Origin of the sequence: Polymorphospora sp. NPDC051019 (assembly GCF_040683055.1) — a bacterium.
GTDB classification, from domain to species: Bacteria; Actinomycetota; Actinomycetes; order Mycobacteriales; family Micromonosporaceae; genus Polymorphospora; species Polymorphospora lycopeni.
In genome coordinates this window covers 123,119-146,597 of record NZ_JBFBCH010000004.1, presented here as the reverse complement: position 1 = coordinate 146,597, position 23,479 = coordinate 123,119, and the positions used below count along the sequence as shown (strand labels likewise).

Genomic DNA, 23,479 nt, shown 5'->3' with positions numbered 1-23,479 from the left:
GTCACGTGGAGTGTTGCAAATCCTCGGTCATCGCGTGGGGATCCGGCCAGCGAGGCAGCAGGAAACCGGCGTCCGTGCGAACTACGAGTCCGGCATTGCGCAGTTCCCGTTCCACCAGGGCCTGGTGCTCCGAAGTCCAGCGCCGCAGGATCGGCAGGTTGGCATATCTGCCGACACGGACGAGTTCCTTGAGCCAGCCCTGTGCATCATCACTCAGCGATGCCGCAGCGGAGTCGAAAGTGGGCACAAGGCTTTCCAGGTGAGCGACCGCCACCTGCGCCTTGACGGCGGAGGACGCGAGTCGCTCGAACCTACGGATGAACCTTTCGATGGCGTGCTTGTCGCTGGTCATGTATCCGCTGCGGGGTGGCTCACCGACCGGCGCGGTATCGTACCGTACCAGCACACGCCGGTCGGCGAGATAACCGCGTGTCGCAGTCAGATCCTCCAGCGGCCCGATCCGGAGGTCGACACCCAGGCTGATGTCCCTTTTGACCAAGTCGAGACCGTGCTCGTAGACCTCGGTCAGGTCGGTCAGCCGCACATAGGCGACGCCAGCCTTTATCTGGGCCATGAGAGCCGGCCAGAAACGCGCCGCGTTGGTGATCTTCGGGGAGGCGCTGATGCCACGGATCCGCGTCCTGGCCAGCAGGACGGTCTCCACCGCAAGCTGGGCCAGCGTGCTCACATTGGGCGCGACGCGGGACTCCTTCGGTGGCCGACCCTGCCCCATCCACAGGCGGATCGCCGGTCGCGCTGCCGCGCGGTAGAGCGCGCTATACTGATCGACGTTCGCGATCCCCGTTTTGGGCAGTTGGTCGATCGGCGACATCGAGGCCACCGCCGACCAAGTAACGTCGGCCGCCAGGCTCAGCCAAGCCACCGCCGGATCCGCGCAGTGCCATGCCGTCCGCTCACCGTTGCGGTAACCGCTTGCCAGCCCCGCTGCTTTCAACTCCTGAGTTGCATCAAACAACTGCGCGTCGCCAATGCCCGCGGCCTCACGCAACTGCCGGGAGGTCCGACTGCCTTGCACGAGCAGCCGTATGTAGATCGAAATGGCTGGGCCCGAGAACCCCAAGTCGGTCATCGTCTTATGAATCGCTCGCATCGCTGCGGCCGAGGGCGGGCGCTCGGCATCTGTCATCCAGACCACCTTCCCTGTCTCATCCGGGGCTGACCTGATGATATCCATGGTCCTGGGGCTCTCTGGCCCCTCAGGGAGCGGTAAGTCGACGCTGGCAAACGAGATTCATAGACGGTTGACCGATAGCGTCATCCTACAACAGGACTGGTACTTCATCAATTCGGCCGACTGTCCACCCGATGCGAATTTCTGCGACCCAAAGTGGCTGGATATCGATCTTTTCGTAACGAATTTGCGGCACCTGAAGAAGGGCTCCCCAGCAGCGGTTCCCGCGGTGGACTTCGCGAGCTTCGCACGGGTGGGAACTCTGACACTCCAACCGGCACCACTGATCATCGTTGAAGGGATGACCATTTTTCGGATCGCCGAGATCGCCGACTGCTTCGACCTGAGGTATTACCTTGACACAAGCTTCGATGTGCTGGCGGAACGCAAGAGGGCCCGGGACAAATCCGAGCGCCTGAAGCCAGCCGCCGTAATTGAGGCCCAGTTGCAATGGTTGGCCGATGAACATCGACAGGACGCGGAGTTACGGGCTCGCCCCGACGTGGTTCTGCGAAGCGGCGAAACGCCAGTCGGCGAACTCGCCGACGAGATCCTCGAAGCAGTCACGCAATGGATTCGCCACGATCCACAGCCGCCCTGCTGACCATGACCGGGATCTACGACAAGTGCGCAGCCAGGAGGACTGAGGATGCATCGAACCGAGGCCGTGGTGAAGGACCTGCGCCGTGGGTGCGCCTTCAACGCCAGCCGCCGATCGAACGACCTGATCGCCGCACTCATCAATGAGATTGGCGAACTGCGAGAAGCCATCGAGAGCGGCGCCGACTGGCAGATCGTGGACGAGTTTGCGGACGTGCTGTTCAACGTACTTTCCCTCGCTGCGACTCTCGAGGAGGAACACGGAGTCTCTCTCGATGCCGCTGACCACCACGCGGCCCGCAAGATGACCGACCGACACCCATACGTGTTCGGTGATGCAGCCGATCCTGGGCCGGAGTTGGCGCCTCTGCTCTGGAACGAACGGAAGAGGGCCGAGGAGTCCGAGCGTATCGACAGCTGTTATGCGGTAGTGGGCAGCGGCTCGATTCAGACAACAGCGAGCGACGTGTCCGCCAACCTAATCGCTCAGACGATCGCGACCGGACTCGCTCCCTTCGAGGGCGCCGCCGGACCAGAACCGACGACCTACACCACTGCCGACGGGCGTTTCACGACAGTCTGGACCATGCCCGATGCCAAAACTCTGGCGTACGCCTATATCAGTGGTCCGAAAACGACGCCGGAGACCCTTGCTGCCTCGATCAGCGCCTTTTCCCCATTCCGGCACTCCACCAGCATGCGGGAGGTTCGTCATGCCTGAATCAGCCCGATCGGCCCGGGACATCGCCACCCAGGTGGCGATCCTGGGAGCCTCCGCCGACATCGCGACCGCCGCCGATCTCAAACTGGCCGCCGAGGCCGGGCACGCGATCGCCGAACGCGGCCTCACCTGCGTAGTGGCCGGTGACGACGGCGTGATGGGCGAGGCCGCGCGTGCCGTACGAGCGGCCGGCGGCCAGGTTGTGGCGATCCTGCCGCGTGAGAAGCGGCTCAGCGATCCGTCGCTATTCACCGCAGTCGTCGACACCGGGCTAGGCTGGGTGCAGTTCTCGGACGCCATCTTCCGCTCGGTCCGCGGCTCGATCGCTATCGGAGGCGGCGCGGGCACCCTGGCAGAACTCGCGATGGCCTACCTAACTTCCGCCCCTGTGATCCTGCTCGGCGGAGCGTCAGCCATCGCCGAACGGGTGCGGGACCGGCCGCTCGACGAGCGAGATCTCGCCCGCTTCCCGGTGGTCGAGACCTCACAGGAGGCGCTGGCAGCCATTTTGCGGGCGGGCGGAATACCCGCCGAAGAGGCCCGCGCAAGAGCCGACGACGCGCACTTCTCGAGCTATCCGTTCGGCTCGCGCGACGACTACCTGCCGGCCGCGCACGACTACCTCGTCGCCAACGAGTCGAGGGAGGACCTGGCGCGCTTCCAAGACGCGCTGGGCGACCACTTCTACTACAGCGTCGGCGACTACCTGGTAGCGGCGTCCCACTACCTTCGCGCTCGTGAACTCGCCGGCCCGGACAGGTCGTCGTTCACCGCATATCTCACCGCGATCGCTCTCGAGTCGATCGGCATGGCGCTCGCAGCCGCCGGAGAACACGGGCTGGCGAGCAGCGTCAGCCGGCGCAGTTCGGCCGCCTATCAGGACACGGTCGAGGTCAGCCCGGAAGAGGAACACCACCTGCTCCTGCATTCAGCCGCCGGGCTCCGTGGCGACGCCCAGTTCTTCGCCGCAACGGAAGCGCACGCGCGCGGCGCCGACGACGACGCGAGGCGCTTACTGACCCAGGCACGCCAGGGTTACGAGGAGGCCCTAGCCCTTCATCCCCCGTACGGCGATCGTGTCTCCTCTAGCAGCTTCGAGCGCGCCATCCGTCCGGTCGAGGCGTTGGAGAAGGAGTTGGGCGTCGTGGAGCCAAGCGATGGCTGAAATCATCCGGGTGCCCCGAAGCGAGATGGCCGGGGGCGGCAAGGTTCCCGCCATAATTCTCGGCGACAACGGATTCCTGCGCCGATACGGGAGCACCCTGACGATCACGGAGATCTCCAGGCGAATCCGCTACGCCCTGGACTGGGCCGACATCGGCATCAGTGCCGGTGACGAGCGCGTTCTCGAGGCAGCCCGGCGCGCCCGTGCGCCGTGGGTGCTGCACCATACCGATGTGGCGTTCCAAGCCGACGGAAGGAAAGCTCACTTCGGTCGATCTATGGCGACGCTGCACGAACTCCTGAAGGCAAGAGCACCGGAATTCCCGCAAACCGACCAGTTGATGGGCGAGTTCGTCGCAAGCTTCGCCCGAAATACCCCGTACCGATCGCGCACCGTGTTCGCTGTAGACAGCCCCGCGACAAAGCGAGTCAGGGACCGCATTCACAAGTACCAGCCCGCGATGACCACCATCGGCGGTGACTACCTGGACGCGCTCATCGCACTCGGCGCGATCGACGAGGCGCGTGCGGCCCTCCAACCCATCCTGGCGGAATGCCGTAGCTCGGCGAGCATTCCCGTGCTGACCACGTACCTCGCAGGTCTTGCCGAGAGCCGCGACCTGCTCCGGATCGCGGATGGATTCGCGGCGGTCATGGCGCCCCTGAACGAAATCGGCGTGGCAATGCCGCCGGATCGCGATGTGGTCATCGACAGCCTGCGGCGGCTCGGGCTGCCGGTCGTCGCGATGCACGTGCTCGCGGGCGGCTCCATCAAACCCACGCCCGCACTTCAATACGCACTGCATCGGGACCGAGCCGCGGCCGTCGTCGTCGGCGCCAGCACTCCCGAGCACATCTCATTGCTGATGACGGCGTCACGACAGGTATTCGAAGGAGTGGAAGCCCGATGATTGAAGAAGAGTGGGATACGCCGGAGCTGTCGGAGATCGAGTCGTTCGTCCGCCAAGCGGCGCCGCTCGCATGGCCGGCCAACGTGGGCGACGCCCTGTCGCCAAACCTCCCGGGGTTCTTCGAGTCCACGGCGCAGATCGGGGACTTCGTCTTCGTCGACCTCTTCGGTGGCGCCCGCACCGACGTGGGTTTCGAGGTCGTCCTGTACCGCGGCCGGCTCGTGTGGGGCGCCAGCTACCGCGGCGGACTGAGCGACCCGGCGATAGATGTCGCCGCCGCGTACGACTTTCTCGGCCGCGCACTCGGCGCGCGACCCGCTGATGCCCTCCCGGTCCGGGGTCCTCGCGAATATCAGGAAGAGGACTCCCCATGGCTGTACCGGCACGAAATCACCGGAGACTTCGGCGGATTCACCTCCCTGGAACGCATGTACTTCGCAGACGGCCCGCCGCTCTATGAACGCATCACCGTCGGCGGGACCACGGGCGACCACGCCAGCTACCTCCAGTGGGTCGATATCGCGACCACCCTGTGACCACGTCGCGTCATCAACGCTATTATCTGCCAGCGGCAAACCGGCTTTCTTGGCCCGCCGGCTGCATGTGCTGGGTGACTTGACTCGGGGTCGCGCGGCGGGTTGGTTGCCAATGAAAGGTTTGCGTAGGCAAACTGTCCCTCGAGTCGCTGGTGCATTTCTTCGGTTCAGGTGAAGCTTCGACGATGCCGATCTGCGAGCTACTGCTTCCAGGCGAAACAGTTGCCGTAAATAAGCGACTCAGCTGCTGCGGATCAGGTCGTCCCCATGTCAGTGATGGCGGCGAACCTAGAAGCGTCGCGACCAGTCGCCCAGAGCCGCTCAAATTGGTCGACGAAGAAGTTGTACCAATCTTTTTGATCACCATCTCTGAATATCAAGACGGGTCGACTTCCAGGCGAGGTATTGTATGCTGGCGGATATATTTCCACCTGCAGAACCGGCCCGTCCGAACAGTCTACAAGATAAATTGCACAGCTGGGAACCCAGTCCAGCCATCGAACCCGCAGCTTTCCATTTGGCACTAATTTATGAATTCGATCCAATACCGCGAGCGCACGCTCAGTCCGCTCGAGAAAGGCCGGATTCTCCGAGTAAGTCTGAACCAAAGCCCCCGCGGGTCCATCCTGCGCGACCAGCAGTATGCGGACGTCGGCTCCGCCGCGAAGAGTCTTGATTAGGTCATCTTCGACGTCGTCAAGAAATCTGTCGAGCGCGTATCCAACAGCATCAATTCGCCGGGACAGGGCTACGCGTCCGCCAATTTCAGTGAGCCCAATATCCTGGCGCGCCACGAGCAATGTGCGACGGCGGTTTTCTACGAGATGTTCGATGCGGGCAAGCCTACGGTCGCTCGTCAGGTCCCTGTCAAGCAAAAAGGCTCGGAGAACCAAAAAAGTCACTGCGCCCGCGAGAAGGCTACTACCGAAGCCCAACAGCAGCGCACTCAACGGTTGCGGCTGGCTTCCACCGAGCGACACTATTCCCGCCACTAAGCCCACGAGGCCTACTACAAGATAAACGGCGGTCGAGTACCGCTGCTTCCATGTTTCGTCAGTGATTGCCACTTTTGGGGCCATTAGGGTCACTCCCTGCAATCTTGTAGTTCGAAGGCAGCCGCGAATGACAGTATCCCAACGCCACCTACTCGATGATTACAGCCACGATGGCAAGGGAATCCCACCATCAGTACGACTGATAGTGAACTGATCCAAGATGCGCGAACCGGATGACAATGCCCAGCGTAACGGGCCTACGACCTAACGTAGTCTGGCCCGAACCAAACCGGAGTAATCAGACCTGCCCTCCACCAAAGACGTGATGGAGAGCGTCTCCGCAGTATGCCCGGGTGTTGGACGGCGCTGCAGGTGAGCATGCGGCGTCGTCCGCGGTGAGCACGAGGCCCGCCGCCGAACGGGCCGGTCGAGTAGGTGCGACGAGCGGTGCCCATGGTTCGGTCTGGTCCGGATGCTGCTCACGGTGACGAGGTCGGCGGAGCACCTCGACTATCCCTTGCAGACGGACAGTGGCGATGGTGGCCAACACGAGTTGCCCCCTTCGCCGGCCCAGATGTGGTAGGCAAGGCTGCCTACTCGTGGTGGGAGTCCCGCAACGTGATCATCGTGGTCGAGCCTGGCCTGGTCGACGCCGACTTGGCCGACGGGCGGCTGCCCTGCCCTCGCCCTGGGTGCGGCGGCCGGCTGCGCCCCTGGGCCTACGCGGCCAGCCGCCGGGTCCGCCAGCACGACGGATCCACCACCCTGGTCCGACCACGCCGGGCCCGCTGTACCAGCTGCCGCGCCACCCAGGTGCTGTTGCCCGGTGCCCTGCTCGCCGTGCCGACGCCACGCAGGTGATCGGCACCGCCCTTGTGGCCAAGGCCCACGGGCACGGGTGGCGGCGGATCGCCGCTGACCTTGACCGGCCGCCGGCCACCGTGCGTCGTTGGCTACGCGCCGCCCGGGGCCGCCACCTGGCCTGGCTGCGACACCAAGCCGAGCAGTGCGCCGCGTTGCTGGACCGCGAGGTCCTGGCCGACCTGCCAGCGCAGCTCACCGAACTCGGCGACGCGTTAGCCGCGCTGGGCGCGGCAGTGGCCGCTTGGCGCCGCCGCAACGCCCGACACGCCGAGGCATGGACACTGATCGGCGCGTTCGCGGACGACTACTGACTCCGTTCTGATCAACGCGGCCAGAGCGGGGGACGAGTCTGCCCACAACCCGAACAGCACACATCGGCCAGCGTCACCGGCACCGTGAGCATCACCGCGACAGTGTAAACACCAGCCCACGCCGTTCATGCTCACCTCCAACGCCGCCTTCATCCTCATCTCAAACGCCGCGCAACACCCGGGTACGAAGAGTCGCGAGCGGGCCAATTGCGGTAAGCGTCCACACCAGCGCCAAGACTTCATCGCTCCAACCGTGGCAGCAGGACACGTTCGCGCTCTGAAGCCCGACCTTCGGCACCACGGCTCGTGCCATCGTGCCCGAAGGCCCAACAGGGACCGTCACCCGGACTATCGCCGAGGCCCGCCGGTTGTACGCCGGAGGCGACTCTCCGCAGACGAACGCGATGGTGCGCGGGACGGTGACCCGCCGATTCCGACTGCGACGTTCTGACCCGCTGTGAAGACCGCTTCTGACGACCCGATCGATGTCCTCAGCCAGGCCGGCGAGCACACCGTCACGCGAATCCCGACCGGGCAGACCCCCTGTCCAATCTCGACCTGGCACTGCGTTTCCGGGCCGACCGCGCCGGACCCGACGACGACCTCACCCGGGCCATCGACATCACCGCGAAGCCGCCCCTGCCACCCGGCCGAGTGACCGTGACGCGGCCACCTACCTCAACACCTCCGCCGACGCGGTGCACAACCAGTTCCAGCGCTCCGACGCCGTCCGTACCGATCTGACAGCTCGGGACTGCACGGGGAATATCCTATCAGAGCGCCGCTCCGCGTGTCGGCGTGGATCGATGTCCTTTCTGCGTGGAGAGCGCGTCCATCGTGTACGTTCGGAGTTCGACAAAGTCTCCCTCACGACACGTCGGCGTTCGGGGAAGCTGCTCGCCGCGAACCAGGGGACTTGAATCCACGACCTCCTACTCTCGAACTTCATCGCGCCTTGTCATTCGTTGTCAACCCCTGACCCCCTCTTACCGACAGTAACCATCGTTGACCTGTCAGTGGTTGTTGCAAATTTCCGCTGACCTGCTTGGACGTAGCCGTCAATCTGTCAACAGTCGTCACTCATTGTCGCCTCTTGGCACGGGTTTTCGGGGGGTAAACGGGGGCCGTTGGCCGTCACCGCGACGTCTGCATCCCCGCCCGGCATCATCCGTCGCACGACGCCGTCCAGCTCCTAGGGAGCCCTACTCGATGCGGCCTTGCCGCTTGCCGCCGTGGTGGTCAATGCGGGGAGCTGGCAAGGGAGAGCACTAAATGGGCGATGATGACCAGCTCCAGGAAGACGATGACGGCAATGGCCGGCATTTGCGGACTGTTGCGCAGCTGCCCATGTCGGAGGGCGTCCGTTGCCGATGGCCAGCGTGTAGGCGCTGGCTCAAGGCGGGAGCCGGATGCGCCCGCGCCCGCGTGGGGTGGGGTCGCCGAAAACTGTCGGACCGCTCCGTTAACGTGGCTTCGCGGAAAGCGACGAAGGGCGGGGCGGCGTGGCAACGGGTAACAACGAGGCTGATCCCGCCGCAGGCATTGTCAACCCGCGGCTCAGCGACGTCTTTGGGCTGGTCATCCGGCAGGATGAGGTGGACTTCGTCGTCCCTCACCTGCGCGAGGACCTGCCGCTTTACCTCGATCCGTTCCTGCTCTGGAAGTCCGAGGATCCCCAGTACCGACGGCTTCACGCCGACCTGCTCGGCTTTGTCGAAGAGGTCCGCCGGCACGCCGTCGGCGGGCAGGCCACCCGGGCGGCCGTGCTCCTGTCGGAGGTCAGTGAGCCGGTCGAGCTCGGCCTGGGCTACGCCGCCGGGACCAAGCGCGGCTCGGCCCTGGGACCGGGCACCATCGACGGCATCATCCGCACGTTCCAGCAGGTCCCGCAGCTGCGGGCCGAGGGCTGGACCACCTGGAGATCCTCGCGCTACTCGTGCCGGGTATCGCCGAGGACCGCATCAGCGACCTGACCGCCTCGGTCATCAAACGCTGGCTGGCCGAGTTCACCGAGCGTCACTGCCAGCAGTGGGGCATCCCGACCAGCCGCCGCCGACTCGTCGGGTGGGATCCGGCCGCGCTCGACTGGCGGCCGTTCGACGTGCACCTTCCGTACAACCCCTCCGACGGCTCGCCCATCCTGCTCGCGCCTCTGAATCTGCTGCGCCGGCTGCCGTGGATCAACTACAGCGACTACTACCGGACCGCCTACGCGCCGCTCGTGCTGCCTCCGGGACGCTCGGGCCGGGCCGTCGCCAAGCAGGACGTGCTCGCCTACAACCGGGCCCACTTCGACACCGTCCGCAGCTACGTCGCCGAGCGGGAGGCCGCCGCCGACGTGTGCGCCCCCGACCCGCTGTTCACCCCGCTGCGCCTCACGACCATCGCCAAGAAGGTCAAGGAGATCAAGGCACTGCCGACCGGCCGGACCGACGGGGCGGACAAGAAGTTCGAAGACCGCGCCTTCGACGTCCTGTCCTCCGCGCTCTACCCCGAACTCGACCTCGCCGGCCAGCAGGAGCGCACCATCAGCGGCGCCCACATTCGCGACGTCATCTTCCACAACGACGGCAAAACACCGTTCTTGACCGACCTACGCGACCTCTACGGCGCCCGTCAGCTCGTCTTCGAACTTAAGAACGTCGCCGAACTCGACACCGAACACGTCAACCAGCTCCACCGCTACCTCGACGACGAGGACATGGGCCGCCTCGGCATCCTCGTCGCGCGCCACCCGCCCAAGGCCAGCGTCCAGCGCAACATCATCGACCTGCATTCATCCAAACGCCGAGCCGTCCTGTGCCTGGACGACTCTGACCTCGACCTCATGGTCGCCCTGCTCGACTCCGGGCGCCGGCCCATCGAGGCCCTGCGCAAGAAGTACGTCGAGTTCACCCGCCTGCTTCCGAAATAGGAGACCGCATGCCCCGCCGCACCGACACGAACGACACCTCCTCACCGTCGCCGACCGAGGAACAGGTCGCCACCTACGACCGGCTCGTCCCGATGCTGGAAGCCGCCCACCGCGAGATGACCGAGCTGTCCAAGAAGAAGCAGGACGGCGTCGTCAACACATTCAAGATCAAGACGCTTAACCGGCTCCTCGGTGAACTCAGCAAGGTGATCGAGAAGGATCCCAGCCATGCCTTCGTCGACATGCTCGACGAAGAGACCCTCCCGCAGAACAGCGACGCGGTCCTCATCCTCAGCCAGTGGCGGGCCGCCCTCAAGCAGTACAAAGACCGCCACTACAGGTACGACCCGGCAGAGAGCGTGACGCGGTGGTTCACGGTGGAAAACCCTGACAAACGCTACCGCTCGTAGAGCAATCCCCGCCCTACTTCACCCGCAGTCACGTTGAGCAGCTAATAGTTGGCCGCGGCTCCCGGCCTGGCCGCGCGGCTGCGAGTCGAAGTACTACCTGCGGGGAATTGATCAGGTCGCGACGGTTTCGCTCACGGCCAGCAGCATCGCCAGCTGGCCCATCAACGCTGGCCGGGCGCGGTAGTAGACCCAACTCGCCCGGCGTTCGGCGTCAACGAGGCCGGCCGCGCGCGACACTTCAGGTGATGCGAGACCATCGTCTCGGAGATCGTGAACGCGGACGTCAGGTCGCAGTCGCAGATCTCCCCGCCCGGCGCGGACGCGATCATCTACATCAGCTGCAGCCGGATCGGGTCAGGTGTGCCTGCCAACTGCCTGGATCGAGATAGGCTCATGAGAATGCCAAGGAGGCCGTAGCATTCGCGCGGATGCCTCCGCCCGAACAAGCGTGGGCGAAACTTGAACCGATGACCTTCTTTACCGAAAGTAGCGACCTCAACCTTGTCATTGACTATCGAAAACTGGCGCTGGCTGCACAGACGCGATCAAGCAGTGATCGCCTCTTATCACTGATTGTCAACCCCAGGCAGGTGTTTTCGGGGGGTAAAGGGGGGACGCCGACAGCATGTTGCCAGGGTCCCACCGCCCCCGTCGGGCACCATCGGTACAAGAACAACACGCGCCTACCCTATTGCGAGTGGCCTACCGTAGGCAGGGGTTAGTGTCGGGCCCGAGTTGAACCATAGGTACATGATCAGCGTGGCTGCCGACCTGCGACTTCCCTAGATCAGCTTCCCTGGTCGCGACACCAGCAGTCCGCGTGGCAGATGGCCTCGCGCTTGGGTACGCAGCAGCGGCCAGGCCGATGACGACCCGAGTCCCTTCTGTCTGCTCCTCGGTGCCGCCAGTCAGGACTCCGAGGAGCGAGTCGGTGAAGGCGGGATGGCGCTGGTTGGGAGGAGCGAAAGCGGCGCTGTTTTGGACGTCTACAGCATCTTGACGAAATGTTGCCGGCAACGCGTGTCCGCAGGAAACGGTCTGGTTGCCAACCGCGGTGCGTTAATGAGGTCGCTGGTCTCGTCGGTTCCTGGTTACCTGCGCCTCCTCGACCTTGGACGAGGAGGCCGGGCGGATCTACGGGACGGCGGCAATGTCGGTGGAGGAATTGGCATATCACGGTTCCATGGAACCGCCTCGGTATCGCCGAATGTGAGACAGGGCCGTTCGTAATTGACAGACCCGACATGTGCGTGCAGTGAGGTCCGGCCGGGCTGCGGCCAATCACCCGGGAGCCTTACTGCGCTGCGCGCGAAGTTGCCAGATCGGCGAGGTAATCCTTGAGGCGGACGGCTGTCGCGATATGGCCGCGGATGCTCGCCTCGTCGTGCGTCGCGCCGCGGTGAGCGACCTTGTTCCGGTCCTGGAACAGGGCGTCGGCGGCTTTCCACAGTTTGGGGTCGTCTTGCCGCAGGGATCGTCCGGTGACGGCCTTCAGCGGCCGGTCGAACAGACTGCAGGCGGCCAGCGAGTAGTCTCGTGGGCTTGTCAGCATAATCTGGACGAGATCGCGTTGCGCGTCCGTCGCGTGCTGCTCCAAGGTGCTCTTGATGCGGATCTCGGTGGACATCGCGGCCAGGACCAGCGCCTGTGGCAGCAGTGCTCGGGGTCCCCGGCGCAGGACCGCCCGAGCGTCCGCCAGCAGACGATCCTCGATCGACGGCAGCGTCCCTGCGACGACTGCTGCGGCCGCCCGCGCGAATGCCTGCGGAGTGACCCGGTCTGCCTCGCCGTGGCCGTACATGACCGTCGTCCCCCTCGAGGCGACAGGGAGCCGGTCGTGTCGGCCATCGGCATCGTCGAACAGGTGCGGGCCGTCCACGATCGGCGGGCGCTCCAACGACAGTCCTAGCCAGAACTGCCGATCGACGCGGACGCTCTCCAGGAACCCGGCCAGGCGCTCACCGCCGACCTCGATCGCGGTATCGCTCATCGCCACTGCCGCATCGAACGCGGCGAGCTGGGTCGGATCGATTTCGTCGGGTTGGATACGGCGTGGAAACACGAGTACGACGCGAACGTAAGAGATCTTGACCCATTCGGGGTTGCTGGCGTCACTCGGTGCGAGGAAGGACCACCAGAGTCCCTGGTGTTGCCGGGGGCGAAACGAGTTGGGGGTCGAAGGCAGCTGGACTGTCACCGTGAATGCGTCATCCGGACGTGTCACGTCGAAGACGGCGCCGAGTGATTCCGGGACGATCACCAGGTCGGACACGGCGAACAGCACTTCAGCGGCAACCACGCACGACATCGTGCCGGGAACCCGCCGCATATGCCAAGCCGAATAGATGTGTCGTTGCGCGACAGATGCCGCAGTACTCGATCGCCGGCAACGGCCGGACGCATGGAGGCCGCGATGAAGACAGCAGCGTACGGGTTCAGCGCGGTGGCACCGGTCCGCGATCCATCGCAGCAGCCTCCGTTGCCGCCTCCTCAGCACGCAGATCGGCACCGGCACTGTCGCTAGCGGCGTCGCCATTGGGCGCACAGGCGACGACGTCCGCGGCCATCGCGACCGGTGGTCCCACGACCTGGTGGATCGGCATCCACTCCGGGCCGAGTTCCTGCCCGAGGGCCGGCGGTTCCAGCGTCTGGCCGTCTGCCGGCAGCTCGGCCACGAAGACCTGCGCCTGCATGCGGAACGTCGTCTCGGCGACCACGACCGGCGCTTCGAGGAGACTTTCGTCGATGGGCAGAAGGCCGTTGTGGTGTTGGATACGAGTAAAGTTCAGGGTCGCGATGGTCAGCATCATGATCTGCGCGATCAGCGGCACCGCGGCCCGGAATCGCTCCACGACGCCGAACGAGCGGGTCGGCGCGAGCCGCTCGGTGTCGTTGTGGATCACGTCGCCGTAGATCCAGGCGAACCCGAGGACGTTGTCGGCAAGCCGTTCGGACACGCCTGACCCCGCAGCCGATCGCTCCAGCGAGTAGCCCCGCACGTCCTGCCCCTTGGGCTTGATCTTGGCCCAGTCCGCCCGCAGGCCCTTCAGGTCGTCCATGACATCCTGCGACGCGGACGCCCCGCGCAGGAGGTAGCCAAGCGCGCCGGTGACCTTCGTGTGGAAGGTCGGATCCTCATTGAGGATCAGCGGCCGCACCCGGGCCGCTGCCGACTCGACCACCTCCTCCGGCGGCAACTGTTGGATAATGGTCGTCACGCCCGTCACCCGGTCGAGCACGGCCGAGAAGGTCATGCTAGCCAGCCGCAGCAGGGCGTCGCGGTCCTCCGCGAGGGAGTGCGCCTCGACCCGGCGGGCCCGCGGCACGAACGCGGCCAGCGCGGCATGCGCGTTCCGCTCGGCCTGATCTCCGTCAGCCACAATCCGTAATCTATCAGCCGAACTGGATGCTCCCCGGGGGTCCAGTCGACGATCCTCGCTGTCGTCACACCGTCGTCGGCGCCGGGACGAGCCGGAAGGCACCCCCGGGACGGAGCGCTGCTGGATCGACTCCAGGTTCGAGTTGGATCGAATGCGCCGTACTGGCGAGGGGATGATCAATCGTGTACGCCCGCCCCTGCCGAACATGTCGTTGATCGTCAAAAAGCAGCGTTGACCTGCATGAACACAGCCTGTAACCGATCATCAGTTGTCGCCAGCAGTCACGTTTTACCGGGGGTTTTCGGGGGTAAACAGGGGGACTATTCCGATCCATGGTGGGGCCGGGGGACGGAATGGCGGCGCAGGTTGGTGCCCTGCTCTGCAGATCGCCCTGCACCTCGATCACCTACAGGCAGGTCAAGTGCCGTACGGATGCGCGCTCCAGGACGCAGTTCGACTCTCCACCGGAGGCACCAACTTGCGCCCCTCGTCGTAGTCGACGAGTCCGTCGCCTGCCGCAGGTCCGTGAGAGCGGATTGCGGCTAATGAGGACGTGCGGTGATCTACCTTTCGACCTTATATTTAGTTCGAGATGACTGGTCGAGTCGTGGGAGGGCGAGAGTGGGCACTCGAGCTGAGTTCACTGCAGCCACTCGGAGGCTAATTGCGGAAAGAGCAGGGTATCAGTGCTCCGTTCTGAACTGCGGGCGCTTGACCGTCGGGCCGGGGACAGGGCTGAGGCACGCAGTACATACAGGTGTCGCTGCACACATCTACGCAGCATCGCCGAATGGTCCGCGCGGAACAGGGGGGCTGTCGGAGGCCGAAAGCAGTGAACCCGAGAATGGAATCTGGTGCTGCGCTACCCATGGCAAGTTTATCGACTCCGACGACGGGCGAATTCTCTCAGCTGTTCAGCTCAGAGCATGGAAACGGCTCCATGAGGCGCGAAAGGCGGCAGAGGTAAACGGCGGTGCACTGAATCACGTAGGGCTTGTAGAGTCAATATCGATTAACTCTTCTCCAGTCGCCTCACTGGAAGGTCGAACATTTGAACTAGGAATGCGCAACATATTCACCGACCCAAACGCAAGCGGAAAGTCCGTTTTAACACGCCTCATTGCCAGCGTCGCTTACCCGGATCACGTAGCGGACCTGTCACGAGATCGAGAGGTTGACATGGGGGTGCGCTGGTTCGACCCCATGACGCACGATGTCGTCACGAAGGGTAGGGCGGGCGTCGTCACACACGTTCTGGACGGCCAGCCTGTGCCCTACGTCGCGCGCCCCTACAAAACGATACTCCTTCAGAATCCACGTCGGGGTAGCATCGAAAGCATTGCAGCAATGGCCCAAATGTTCGATCTCAGCATATCGGCAATGATGTCCACCCTCGGACTCCTTCCCTCCCACAGTAACCTAGTGAAAGAGGTTCTGTGCACGAACGGGCAAGTACATTGGACTCTGGACGTCCACGGGCGAACCGAAAGATTCTCTGGTCACGGCGGAATTAGCTTAGGGCTCGAGTCCATGATCCTCCTAGAGTTGGCCGGCCTCCACGCACGGCACCACGCACGGGTTGAACCAACCTTTCTCCTTCTCGACGAGTTTCTCGACGGCTATCATGCCGCCGCACAGGTTGCCGCACTCGAACGACTCCAACTAACGGCGGAGCATGCACAGGTGGCTATTGTAAGTCACTCACCGATCGTCCTGACGGAAGTGCCGCCAGAATGGGAGATAACCGCCCTAGAATGCCGACCAACGAATCGATGGGATAGCCCACTTGACTTCGAGGTAGAAACCAAGCCAACATTGGAAAAGTTGGACGTGCCAAATTTACGCAGCCGCAACAGTTCGGCACGATCGTGAAGCCTCCGCCAAATTACTCGACCTCCACTCGACAGTTCCGGTCAGCAAATGGCAGGCGCCACCCTCACGCTCTGCTACGTCGACGGACTCCTCGCTTTCGCCCATGACGTCGATCCCGGGTGGGCCACACTGTGATGGGGCGGTGGCGTCGACTTGTACGATCAAGCACCGGCCATCGCGCCATACGGGCCGGACAGCACTATCCGAGACCCGACCCTCGGCCGAGTGCCCGAAACGGTAGGGCGCCACTGTTCGGCCCAATGCAATGGGGGCAGCATCGAGCGCCGACGTGCTGCGTGCCCCGGGGACGGGGCAGGCCCGTGGACCGGGAGAATGGGCGCTGTGGCCAAGCGTTCCGCCGCATCGGACAAGCCGATCGAGCACCGTGTGCCCACGCCTGGCACCGTGCGGCAGCTCTACGGCACCGCGTTTGCATGCGCGAAGCCTGGGTGCCGTGCCGAACTGTACGCGGTGAACACGGACACCGGTCAACACGTTCTCAACAGCCACGTGGCCCATATCCACGCGCGCAGCGAAGGCGGCCCTCGCTGGAACCCGGCCATGAGCGAAGCGGACAACCGCGATGTCGACAACCTCCTCCTGCTGTGCTTTCCCCACGCGTGGGAGATCGATCAAGTGCCGGACGATTACCCCGCCGAGATGCTGCGGGCTTGGAAGCGGGACCAGTTGGCCAACTGCGAACACGCGCACCGTAGCTGGCAGATCAGCGACGACGAGACCCGCGAGGCGGTCGCACCCTTCGACCTCGGCGCCGCCGTCGAGAAGATCAGCGCGGTCGTGCCGTTCAACCCGCGGATGCGCAGCCGGATCGAGACATGGCAACTGGCCATTCGGCGAGGCCACGCTATGCGAGTGGCCCGGCTGACACCGCTCATACAGGCGGAGCGTCGCCCGGCGGTTCTCGCGTGGATGGCGGGTCGCGAGGACCCGCTCGTTGAGGTGCGAGCGGGGCAGCTCCGCGTTCTGGTTGGCCGGCTTGGAGCCGGCAAGTCGGAACAAGCGCTGCGCTGGTGGGGGCAGGCAGTCCAGGAGGCAGCCAACGACCCGGACACCGAGATTCCGCTGTTTCTTCCCGCTCGGCATATCACCGCCGGCTTGGAATCGGCGATCGCCAGCGAGCTTGGCGGTGACCCCTCCGGCCGCTGCCAGGTAGTCATCGATGACCTGGACAGTGTCCCGTTACGGGAAGCCGCCCGTCTCCTTGCCGAAGCTCGCCAGCTCGTCCACACGTGGCCTGGTGTCAGTGTGTTGGCGACTGCGCGGCCGGGGATCCCCGTACCTGACGAGGAGAGGATTCTAATTGAGCCGTGGCCGGCCCAGCGTGGCGCTGAGCTGGCGAAGCTGGCTCTCGGCGATGAGATCCCCTGGCGTCTGTGGAACACCGAGACATCTGACCTGCTCACCAGTCCGCTGACTGCTCTTGGCCTGGCGGCTCGCGTGCACGCTGGCCGCGACGTTAAAGTGTCCCGAGCGCAGCTCCTGGCTGATCTCGCGACGATGGTCATCGACTCGCAGAGCGACGAGGTCGCTGATGGAACGTGGCAGGACCTGGCTCGATTGGCCGTTCGGATCCTTGGACAGTCGCAGCCGGTTGCTGCGGCCTCGTTCGGGCCGTTGCCGGTCGTGCGTCGCCTCACCGCGACCGGCCTCGTCGTCGGCGACAGCACGGAGTTGACGTTCGCGTTGCCGGTGTTCGAGCAGTTCTTCGGGTCCGAAGCGCTCCGTATGGGCCTGGCAGATGTGGAGACGATCGCCGCGGGCAGTGCGTTCCCGCAGTGGCGGTACGCGCTTGCGTTCGCCGTGTCCACCGCCCTCGACCAGGATCAAGAACGCCTTGTCGCCGGCCTCGCTATGGTCAATCCGGCGGCAGCGTTCTGGGTCCTCGACGAGATCGCCGACGACAACGTGGACCGCACCCACGATGGTCCCTCCGATGAGGCCATCGCGGCGCTCATCAGCCGCCGCGACCCCACCGGCGAACTCACCGCCGAGCCCGACCTTGCCATCCGCGCAGGCCAGTGGCTGCGTGGCGCGGAACAAGCCCTGCTGACCGGACTCGGCCCCCTGGCCGAGTCACTAGCCCGACACCGCGACGGTCGCCTCGTCCAGTGGGGCACATGGTTGCAGAACGGCCATCTGACGCTCGCCCGCTCACGCGACCAGTTGCCGCCGCCGGACATTATCAAGCTTCCCGAAATATGGCCGAGCCTCGGCCGATGGCACCGCATCGACGGAATTCGCTTTCCTACCTCCGGCCTTGGTCGCTGGCTGCGCGCCCAGAAGGCTCTGCGAGAACAGCTCCGGACCGTGATCAGGAGACGGACACTGCCCATTCCCCGCACGTCCTGGCTGGCACGTGAACGGCTGTACCTACTCGCCGAGTTCGTCTACAACTACGGCGCCGCACGACGGCGCCACACCATCGACCTCGCCGAACTGCGTGACACCATCACCGTGTGGATGGAACGGGTGAACGGGTCTGTGCGGTCGACGTGGCAGGGCACAGGCGGCACCGTCGACTCGGACGACATCCGGTGGCTCGCCGCCCAACTAGACATGGAGGCTGGCGACACGCTCCCGCCGCCCTGGCCAGACGGCGATCAACCAGGGATAGGCAGGTGGATCTGGCAGACGTACTCACCGGAGCTGACCTTGACCCTGGCGACGGACATCGTGCGAGAAGCCCTGGTCGGCTACCGGCAACTCGCCGAAACCTCCTTCCCGGCCTTCGGTGACGCCTTGGGGCTCTACAGCATGCTGCCCGTGCGCGTCGAAGGACTCGTCCGCAGACCGGTCAACGACGAGAACGCTTACATGATCGAGATGATCGTCAGCCTGGATCCCGACCTCGATGCCCAACGATCGGACGAGCCGTCAGTCGACCTGCGACTCGTACCCGATGAGGGTGATGAGTTCTGGACGTTCAGCCAGGAACGTCGACACGCCATTCGCACGACGTTCGGCCAGAGCCCGCTCCAGAATGTGAACCTGCCGCTCGGCCACATGTGCCCGGCAACCAGTCTGGCCTACCGGTGGCTCGTCCAGGACCTTGCCGGAGTCGGCTGGATCAAGGACCACCACGGGCTTCTCGACTGAAACCGGCCGCTGTCTCGCAGTAGCCCCTGCATCGGGTCTGGACGAACGACGGTTCGAGACGAGTGTGTAGTGCCGACGCCACGAGGCCACGACGCGAGGCCAGAGGACAGGCCGATCGCCAGCGCGCGAAGCCGGGATCGAACCACCAATCTGCAACCGCTCCGGCAGCGAAAATGCCTGGTCAACTCTCGCATCTTCCCAGCTCAACCTCGGCCGCCTCGCGATCAAGGCGTGCAGGTTTGTCTCTAGCCGGGGGCACGTCACCGAACTGCAAAGGCGCAACGCGACAGATCAATCACCAATCGTGGAAGCAAGTTTCACATTCGAGTAGACGATCAGGGGCGCCCCGGCCGAACGGCCGGGGCATCCGCCGTTAACTCGATGTACGGGCTCCGATCGCGGCAGATCAGCACGCGCGGTTCGGGGCGGCGTTCGCGGATCCAACTGTTGGCCGCCTCCGCCGAGGCGGATGCGGATCTCATGGGCAGCGGATCCGACTCGGCAGCCTCGCCCACAAGATCTTGTGGGCGAGGCGTCACTGCTGCCCTACATGTGTCGGCGTGTTGTACGCGCGTTCGCCTGCGTGGGCGCTTCAATGAGCTATCCGTGGGGGATATCGGATCGCCGTAACGAGGAGGGCAGCGTGCCGACGCCTGACTACCTGAGGGATCAGTTGGCGAAGCTGAAGAAGGAAGAAGCGGACCTGTCGAAGAAGCAGGGCGCGGAACGCACCGCCGCCGCCAGGCTTCGGGAGAAGGTTGCTACTAAGGCTGGCCAGGCGCAGCGGACGAAGGTCGCGTCGTCGATCCAGCGGTTGTTCAAAGAGGCCAACCGGGCCGAACAGGATGCCGTGAAGCACGACGACAAGGCTGCCGACTACGGCAGGAAGTTGGCTGCCGTGGCGAAGAAGATCGCGACGACCTCGAAGGCGCTCACCCAGGCCGAGACCACCGCGACGAAGGCGCGCGACCGCGACGACCAGCGTCGGCGGCGTCGCGAACTGGCGCACGCTCGTCAGGTGGCGGCGGCATCTCGCCCGCGGTCTTCGGAGCCCGCGCAGCCAAAGGAAGAACCGCTGAGGGTCGCGTACCTCACCGCGAGCCCCGATGGCGAGGATCGGCTACGGGTCGACCGGGAGGTACGCGAGGTCAGGGAAGCGGTCAAGCGGGCCATCCACCGGGACCAGGTGACGATTGAGCACTGGCCTGCGGCAACGTTCGACGACCTGTTCAACTCCCTCAACGACCAGCGGCCGCACGTCATGCACTTCTCGGGGCACGGGTCGGCCGCAGGGCTGTTCTTCGAGGGCACTGACACGGACAACCCTGACGGCGTGGACGTCGGATTCGCACTATTGGGACGGCTGTTGAAGGGTACGGATCACCCGCCGACGCTGCTCGTGCTCAACGCATGCGACTCGTATGAAGGCGCGGAAACACTGCTGGACGCCGTGCCGGTGGTCGTGGCGATGGTTGATGAGATCAGCGACGCCGCCGCGAAGGCGTTCGCGATCAAGTTCTACGCCGCTATCGCGAGCGGCCAATCTCTCGCCTCGGCGCTCGCTCAAGGTCAGGCCGCGAGCGAGTTTCTGACCGGCGAAGGGAACACTCCGGAGGTGCTCACACAGCCGGGTCTGCGCCCGGAGGACGTCCTCCTGGTGACCGCCCCGCCCGCATGACACCGCCAGAGCCGGGGCGGTTTGCACTTCGTCGAACCGCCCGCGCCCGATGAGGCAAGGAGAACAAGATTAGTGCCCCCGGAGGCAGGCAACGAGCCGGCAGCAAGCTGCATGCACACTAGGGCGTCGACATAATGGATGTATCCACATGAACGGGGGTTGACGTGGCCAATCGTGTCCGCCGGCAGCACGTCGTGTCGCACTTCTACCTTAGGAGCTTCGCAAACGACGCTCGACAGATTCGACGAACCACTCTGCCCGGCACGCACGAGGCGACACTCGCTACTGCGGATGCCACCGTCAACAAGGACTTTTACACCATCACCCTTCCTGATGGCACCAAGTCCGACGCGTTCGAACGCGCGTTTGCCGAACTGGAAACCTCGGCGGCAGCCGCGTTCCGAGACATCAGCACCGGCATTTGGCCCCTCACAGGACAAAATCGACATGCAATGGCAGCCTGGATGGCTCTCCAACACCTCCGCACCGAGGGCATCCGCTACAACCAGAATGCGCATAACGCGACGATGATCAGGTTAATCGTAGGCGTGTCGGGCAAGGAAGCGCTGCGCCAAGTGATCCAGAAGGCGGAGTCTCGAGTCGTTGCCGACAGTGAGCTTGACTGGGAGTGGCTTGATTTGACAAAACCGGAAGGTCCGGACCTCATCCCGTCTACCCACGAACACTTGCAGCTGTTGACATCGCTCATCGACCCCATGACGGCCTACTTGCACGAAGCCCAATGGAGCGTAATTCGGTTCAAGCGACGGGCCCTCCTGACCTCAGACGAGCCGGTATCCCTGCTCGTACAACGCATTCACCCGGCTGACCGCGCTACCCCAGCCAGTCACCTGACCCTCACCCCCGACCACGACGAGCGCAGCACTGGAGGACGCCGGTCACCGCGCCGGCTTACCAGCATGCCCGCACGTCCCGTCGGCCCACCGGACAGATCAACTGCCCTGGCCACCGCCGTGATCAACAGTTAGCGAAAGACGGAGGCTAGGCAAGCGCCCCGCCGTGCAGACAAAGCTTGCGGCCGAGTTATTGTCATGTCGCGCCTCGTCGAGAGCAACCAACACGATCACCGCCTCGTGCGAGACCTTCGCAGCGGGAAGGGCACTCACGCACACCCGACTTTGCCCATTTGTCCACTTCTCTCAGTCGGAAGAGTACCATTTCAATTCGACAGACTTCTAATTATTGTTAACTCGCCACCTGGTGACCCATCTCACTAAGTCACAGTGCGTACACCTGGCAATCCGCACAGTCATGCCCATTTGTCCTGGCCCGGCGGTACATGCTGTGCGCGCCGGCGGCCGAGTACTGACGCCGAGTAGCCCTATCGACCTCTACCTCTGACTCAAATCTGTCCGTCATGTGTCACGGGTCATCAATGCAAGAAGCCTTCTGATAGACATATCCACACACATCTCATTGATGTGCCCGTGCAATAAGTGCACGGGACCGCACAACCACATGTTGGAGGCTATAAGAATGACCAAACGGAGAATCACTAGCGCGGCGACAACAGCGCTCGCGCTCCTCCTTGCGGTCGGGGCTGGCGCCTTATCTCCCAACGCTGTCGCCGCCGGGCCAGCGCAGACGGATAACGCAGAAATTTCGATCCAGGAGCTTGACCGTCACGGACTCCTGGCGGACACTGCAGCGGATGGGCCGGCGCAGATCAATGACGACGGCTCCGCTCTGATTCACGGACTGGCGGTGCAACCACAGGAAACAGGTCAGAAGGTTCAAGATCAGGCGGGTCTCCTCGTCGTTACGGATACCCGAGGTTCTGCCGAGACGGTGGTCCAGAATTTGCATTCAGGTGTCCGCTACATGTCTGTACTAAAGGACGCGAATGCGCCGACGGAGTTCCGGTACCGATTCCCGTCGACCACGCTGACGATGCAGGAGGACGGATCGGTCGCAGTGCAGGGCGCCGGCGAGTTGCAGGCTGTCATCCTTCCTGCGTGGGCGAAAGATGCAAACGGCGCAGCCGTGCCCACGGGCTACGAAATCCAAGGCGACGTTCTCATCCAGCACATCGACCACGTCGGATCCGTATATCCGATTGTGGCGGACCCCTCGGTTTCTACCTGCCTGGTCGGAGGCTGGCGGCCCGCCGTATGCGTCAAATACAACCGGTCAGAGGTGAAGATCGTGAAGGATCTGCTCCCCGTTTCGGCTGGGGCCGCTGCCGCAATTGCTACGCTGTGCGGACTTATTCCAACTTCTTCGCCCATATTGATTGCCGCGAAGGCCGCATGTACCGGGTATTTCGGTGGCCGCGCCGCCGAGATGACGCTGAAGGTAAACGAGGCGTGGAACACCAATAGGTGCTTGGAGGTCCGACTTCCAGTGCCCGTGTATCCGGCCATGCAAATCAACGTAGTCAACTGCTAATCGCCACTTGACCGGCGCCCCGCAGTTAGCTAGGCTCTACAAGTCCGGATCTAGGATGGCTTGAGAATACGCATCGCAAGACTCTCACGTTTCGCACATGCGGCCGACGACCAATCAATCGTCCAGAATAGGATGAACCTGTGCAACTTCTCAAAGATGCCCTGGTGGGCCTGCTTGTTGGACTGGTAGGCATCGCATTGGCCGCTGGCTTCTTCTGGATCCGTGGCGATGACTTCCCATGGAGCATTGGTCTCATCTCTGCCTTGGCCGTAGCTATCGGTAGTGCAATCTCGGGAATTCTCCGGCGTCGTCGTCCGGCGGCTCGCTAACCTCGACGGTTCGCACCTGACGCCGGAGAATTCCCGGCACAGTTGATCGTCGATGATCGATGCGGTTGAGATTCCA

The 23,479-nt window shown here is 64.1% G+C and carries 19 protein-coding genes and 1 pseudogene; 14 read left to right on the top strand and 6 right to left on the bottom strand.

Features of this window, described 5'->3' with window-relative positions:
• Window position 1: 1 nt before the first annotated feature.
• Window positions 2-1,147, bottom strand: a complete 1,146-nt coding sequence (locus AB0M79_RS09850; RefSeq protein WP_364210336.1) for a hypothetical protein — start codon at window positions 1,145-1,147, stop codon at window positions 2-4.
• A gap of 37 nt (window positions 1,148-1,184) precedes the next feature.
• Between AB0M79_RS09850 and AB0M79_RS09845 the strand changes: the two genes are divergently transcribed.
• From AB0M79_RS09845 to AB0M79_RS09825, 5 genes are read left to right on the top strand one after another with little or no spacing between them, the layout of a single operon-like run.
• Entirely contained in the window at window positions 1,185-1,796 is a 612-nt protein-coding gene (locus AB0M79_RS09845; protein ID WP_364210333.1) for an AAA family ATPase, read from the top strand.
• Window positions 1,797-1,841: 45 nt separating this feature from the next.
• Window positions 1,842-2,513, top strand: a complete 672-nt coding sequence (locus AB0M79_RS09840; protein ID WP_364210330.1) for a MazG nucleotide pyrophosphohydrolase domain-containing protein — start codon at window positions 1,842-1,844, stop codon at window positions 2,511-2,513.
• Entirely contained in the window at window positions 2,506-3,678 is a 1,173-nt protein-coding gene (locus AB0M79_RS09835) for a hypothetical protein (protein WP_364210327.1), read from the top strand. The genes AB0M79_RS09840 and AB0M79_RS09835 overlap by 8 nt, the downstream gene beginning before the upstream one ends.
• Complete coding sequence (locus AB0M79_RS09830; protein WP_364210324.1) at window positions 3,671-4,588, top strand: hypothetical protein; 918 nt, start codon at window positions 3,671-3,673, stop codon at window positions 4,586-4,588. Before AB0M79_RS09835 ends, AB0M79_RS09830 begins: the two co-directional genes overlap by 8 nt.
• Window positions 4,585-5,124 (top strand): DUF5680 domain-containing protein, encoded by a 540-nt coding sequence (locus tag AB0M79_RS09825; protein ID WP_364210321.1) that lies wholly within the window; start codon window positions 4,585-4,587, stop codon window positions 5,122-5,124. The genes AB0M79_RS09830 and AB0M79_RS09825 overlap by 4 nt, the downstream gene beginning before the upstream one ends.
• A gap of 254 nt (window positions 5,125-5,378) precedes the next feature.
• Here the strand turns inward: AB0M79_RS09825 and AB0M79_RS09820 are convergent, their stop codons facing one another.
• Window positions 5,379-6,191, bottom strand: coding sequence for a hypothetical protein (locus AB0M79_RS09820; protein ID WP_364210318.1), 813 nt, complete (start codon window positions 6,189-6,191; stop codon window positions 5,379-5,381).
• 555 nt (window positions 6,192-6,746) lie between these two features.
• On the opposite strand from AB0M79_RS09820, the gene AB0M79_RS09815 reads away from it, so the two are divergent.
• From AB0M79_RS09815 to AB0M79_RS09795, 5 genes are all read left to right on the top strand, one after another.
• Window positions 6,747-6,980 (top strand): hypothetical protein, encoded by a 234-nt coding sequence (locus AB0M79_RS09815; RefSeq protein ID WP_364210315.1) that lies wholly within the window; start codon window positions 6,747-6,749, stop codon window positions 6,978-6,980.
• On the top strand, window positions 6,977-7,294 hold the full coding sequence (locus AB0M79_RS09810; protein WP_364210312.1) for a helix-turn-helix domain-containing protein: 318 nt from the start codon (window positions 6,977-6,979) through the stop codon (window positions 7,292-7,294). The genes AB0M79_RS09815 and AB0M79_RS09810 overlap by 4 nt, the downstream gene beginning before the upstream one ends.
• 1,502 nt (window positions 7,295-8,796) lie before the next feature.
• Window positions 8,797-9,267, top strand: coding sequence for a hypothetical protein (locus AB0M79_RS09805; RefSeq protein WP_364210309.1), 471 nt, complete (start codon window positions 8,797-8,799; stop codon window positions 9,265-9,267).
• Window positions 9,231-10,208 (top strand): hypothetical protein, encoded by a 978-nt coding sequence (locus tag AB0M79_RS09800; RefSeq protein WP_364210306.1) that lies wholly within the window; start codon window positions 9,231-9,233, stop codon window positions 10,206-10,208. Before AB0M79_RS09805 ends, AB0M79_RS09800 begins: the two co-directional genes overlap by 37 nt.
• A gap of 8 nt (window positions 10,209-10,216) precedes the next feature.
• Window positions 10,217-10,618 carry a hypothetical protein gene (locus AB0M79_RS09795; RefSeq protein WP_364210303.1) on the top strand — a complete coding sequence of 134 codons (402 nt, stop codon included), beginning with the start codon at window positions 10,217-10,219 and terminating at the stop codon, window positions 10,616-10,618.
• A 111-nt stretch (window positions 10,619-10,729) separates the two neighbouring features.
• Here AB0M79_RS09795 and AB0M79_RS09790 read toward each other — a convergent pair.
• The 4 genes and pseudogenes from AB0M79_RS09790 to AB0M79_RS09775 form a co-directional block, all read right to left on the bottom strand.
• Window positions 10,730-11,013 (bottom strand): annotated as a pseudogene (locus AB0M79_RS09790) (metalloregulator ArsR/SmtB family transcription factor).
• Between the two features lie 899 nt (window positions 11,014-11,912).
• Window positions 11,913-12,917, bottom strand: coding sequence for a hypothetical protein (locus AB0M79_RS09785; protein ID WP_364210300.1), 1,005 nt, complete (start codon window positions 12,915-12,917; stop codon window positions 11,913-11,915).
• Window positions 12,918-13,053: 136 nt separating this feature from the next.
• Window positions 13,054-13,998, bottom strand: a complete 945-nt coding sequence (locus tag AB0M79_RS09780; protein ID WP_364210297.1) for a hypothetical protein — start codon at window positions 13,996-13,998, stop codon at window positions 13,054-13,056.
• A gap of 1,539 nt (window positions 13,999-15,537) precedes the next feature.
• Window positions 15,538-15,660 carry a hypothetical protein gene (locus AB0M79_RS09775; protein ID WP_364210294.1) on the bottom strand — a complete coding sequence of 41 codons (123 nt, stop codon included), beginning with the start codon at window positions 15,658-15,660 and terminating at the stop codon, window positions 15,538-15,540.
• A 552-nt stretch (window positions 15,661-16,212) separates the two neighbouring features.
• On the opposite strand from AB0M79_RS09775, the gene AB0M79_RS09770 reads away from it, so the two are divergent.
• The 4 genes from AB0M79_RS09770 (at window position 16,213) to AB0M79_RS09755 (ending at window position 23,074) form a co-directional block, all read left to right on the top strand.
• Window positions 16,213-18,987 (top strand): hypothetical protein, encoded by a 2,775-nt coding sequence (locus tag AB0M79_RS09770; protein WP_364210291.1) that lies wholly within the window; start codon window positions 16,213-16,215, stop codon window positions 18,985-18,987.
• Between the two features lie 643 nt (window positions 18,988-19,630).
• Window positions 19,631-20,665 (top strand): CHAT domain-containing protein, encoded by a 1,035-nt coding sequence (locus AB0M79_RS09765; protein WP_364210288.1) that lies wholly within the window; start codon window positions 19,631-19,633, stop codon window positions 20,663-20,665.
• A gap of 164 nt (window positions 20,666-20,829) precedes the next feature.
• The gene (locus AB0M79_RS09760) at window positions 20,830-21,654 is read left to right on the top strand and encodes a DUF4238 domain-containing protein (protein ID WP_364210285.1); all 825 of its coding nucleotides are present in this window, start codon (window positions 20,830-20,832) and stop codon (window positions 21,652-21,654) included.
• 508 nt (window positions 21,655-22,162) lie between these two features.
• Window positions 22,163-23,074 carry a hypothetical protein gene (locus AB0M79_RS09755; RefSeq protein WP_364210283.1) on the top strand — a complete coding sequence of 304 codons (912 nt, stop codon included), beginning with the start codon at window positions 22,163-22,165 and terminating at the stop codon, window positions 23,072-23,074.
• Window positions 23,075-23,479: the final 405 nt, after the last annotated feature.

Bases quoted from the DNA above. Each gene is read 5' to 3' on its own strand.
- AB0M79_RS09835 (WP_364210327.1), top strand. From the start codon at position 2,506: ATGCCTGAATCAGCCCGATCGGCCCGGGACATCGCCACCCAGGTGGCG.
- AB0M79_RS09795 (WP_364210303.1), top strand. From the start codon at position 10,217: ATGCCCCGCCGCACCGACACGAACGACACCTCCTCACCGTCGCCGACC.
- AB0M79_RS09825 (WP_364210321.1), top strand. From the start codon at position 4,585: ATGATTGAAGAAGAGTGGGATACGCCGGAGCTGTCGGAGATCGAGTCG.
- AB0M79_RS09850 (WP_364210336.1), bottom strand. From the start codon at position 1,147: ATGACAGATGCCGAGCGCCCGCCCTCGGCCGCAGCGATGCGAGCGATT.
- AB0M79_RS09840 (WP_364210330.1), top strand. From the start codon at position 1,842: ATGCATCGAACCGAGGCCGTGGTGAAGGACCTGCGCCGTGGGTGCGCC.
- AB0M79_RS09830 (WP_364210324.1), top strand. From the start codon at position 3,671: ATGGCTGAAATCATCCGGGTGCCCCGAAGCGAGATGGCCGGGGGCGGC.
- AB0M79_RS09845 (WP_364210333.1), top strand. From the start codon at position 1,185: ATGATATCCATGGTCCTGGGGCTCTCTGGCCCCTCAGGGAGCGGTAAG.
- AB0M79_RS09755 (WP_364210283.1), top strand. From the start codon at position 22,163: ATGACCAAACGGAGAATCACTAGCGCGGCGACAACAGCGCTCGCGCTC.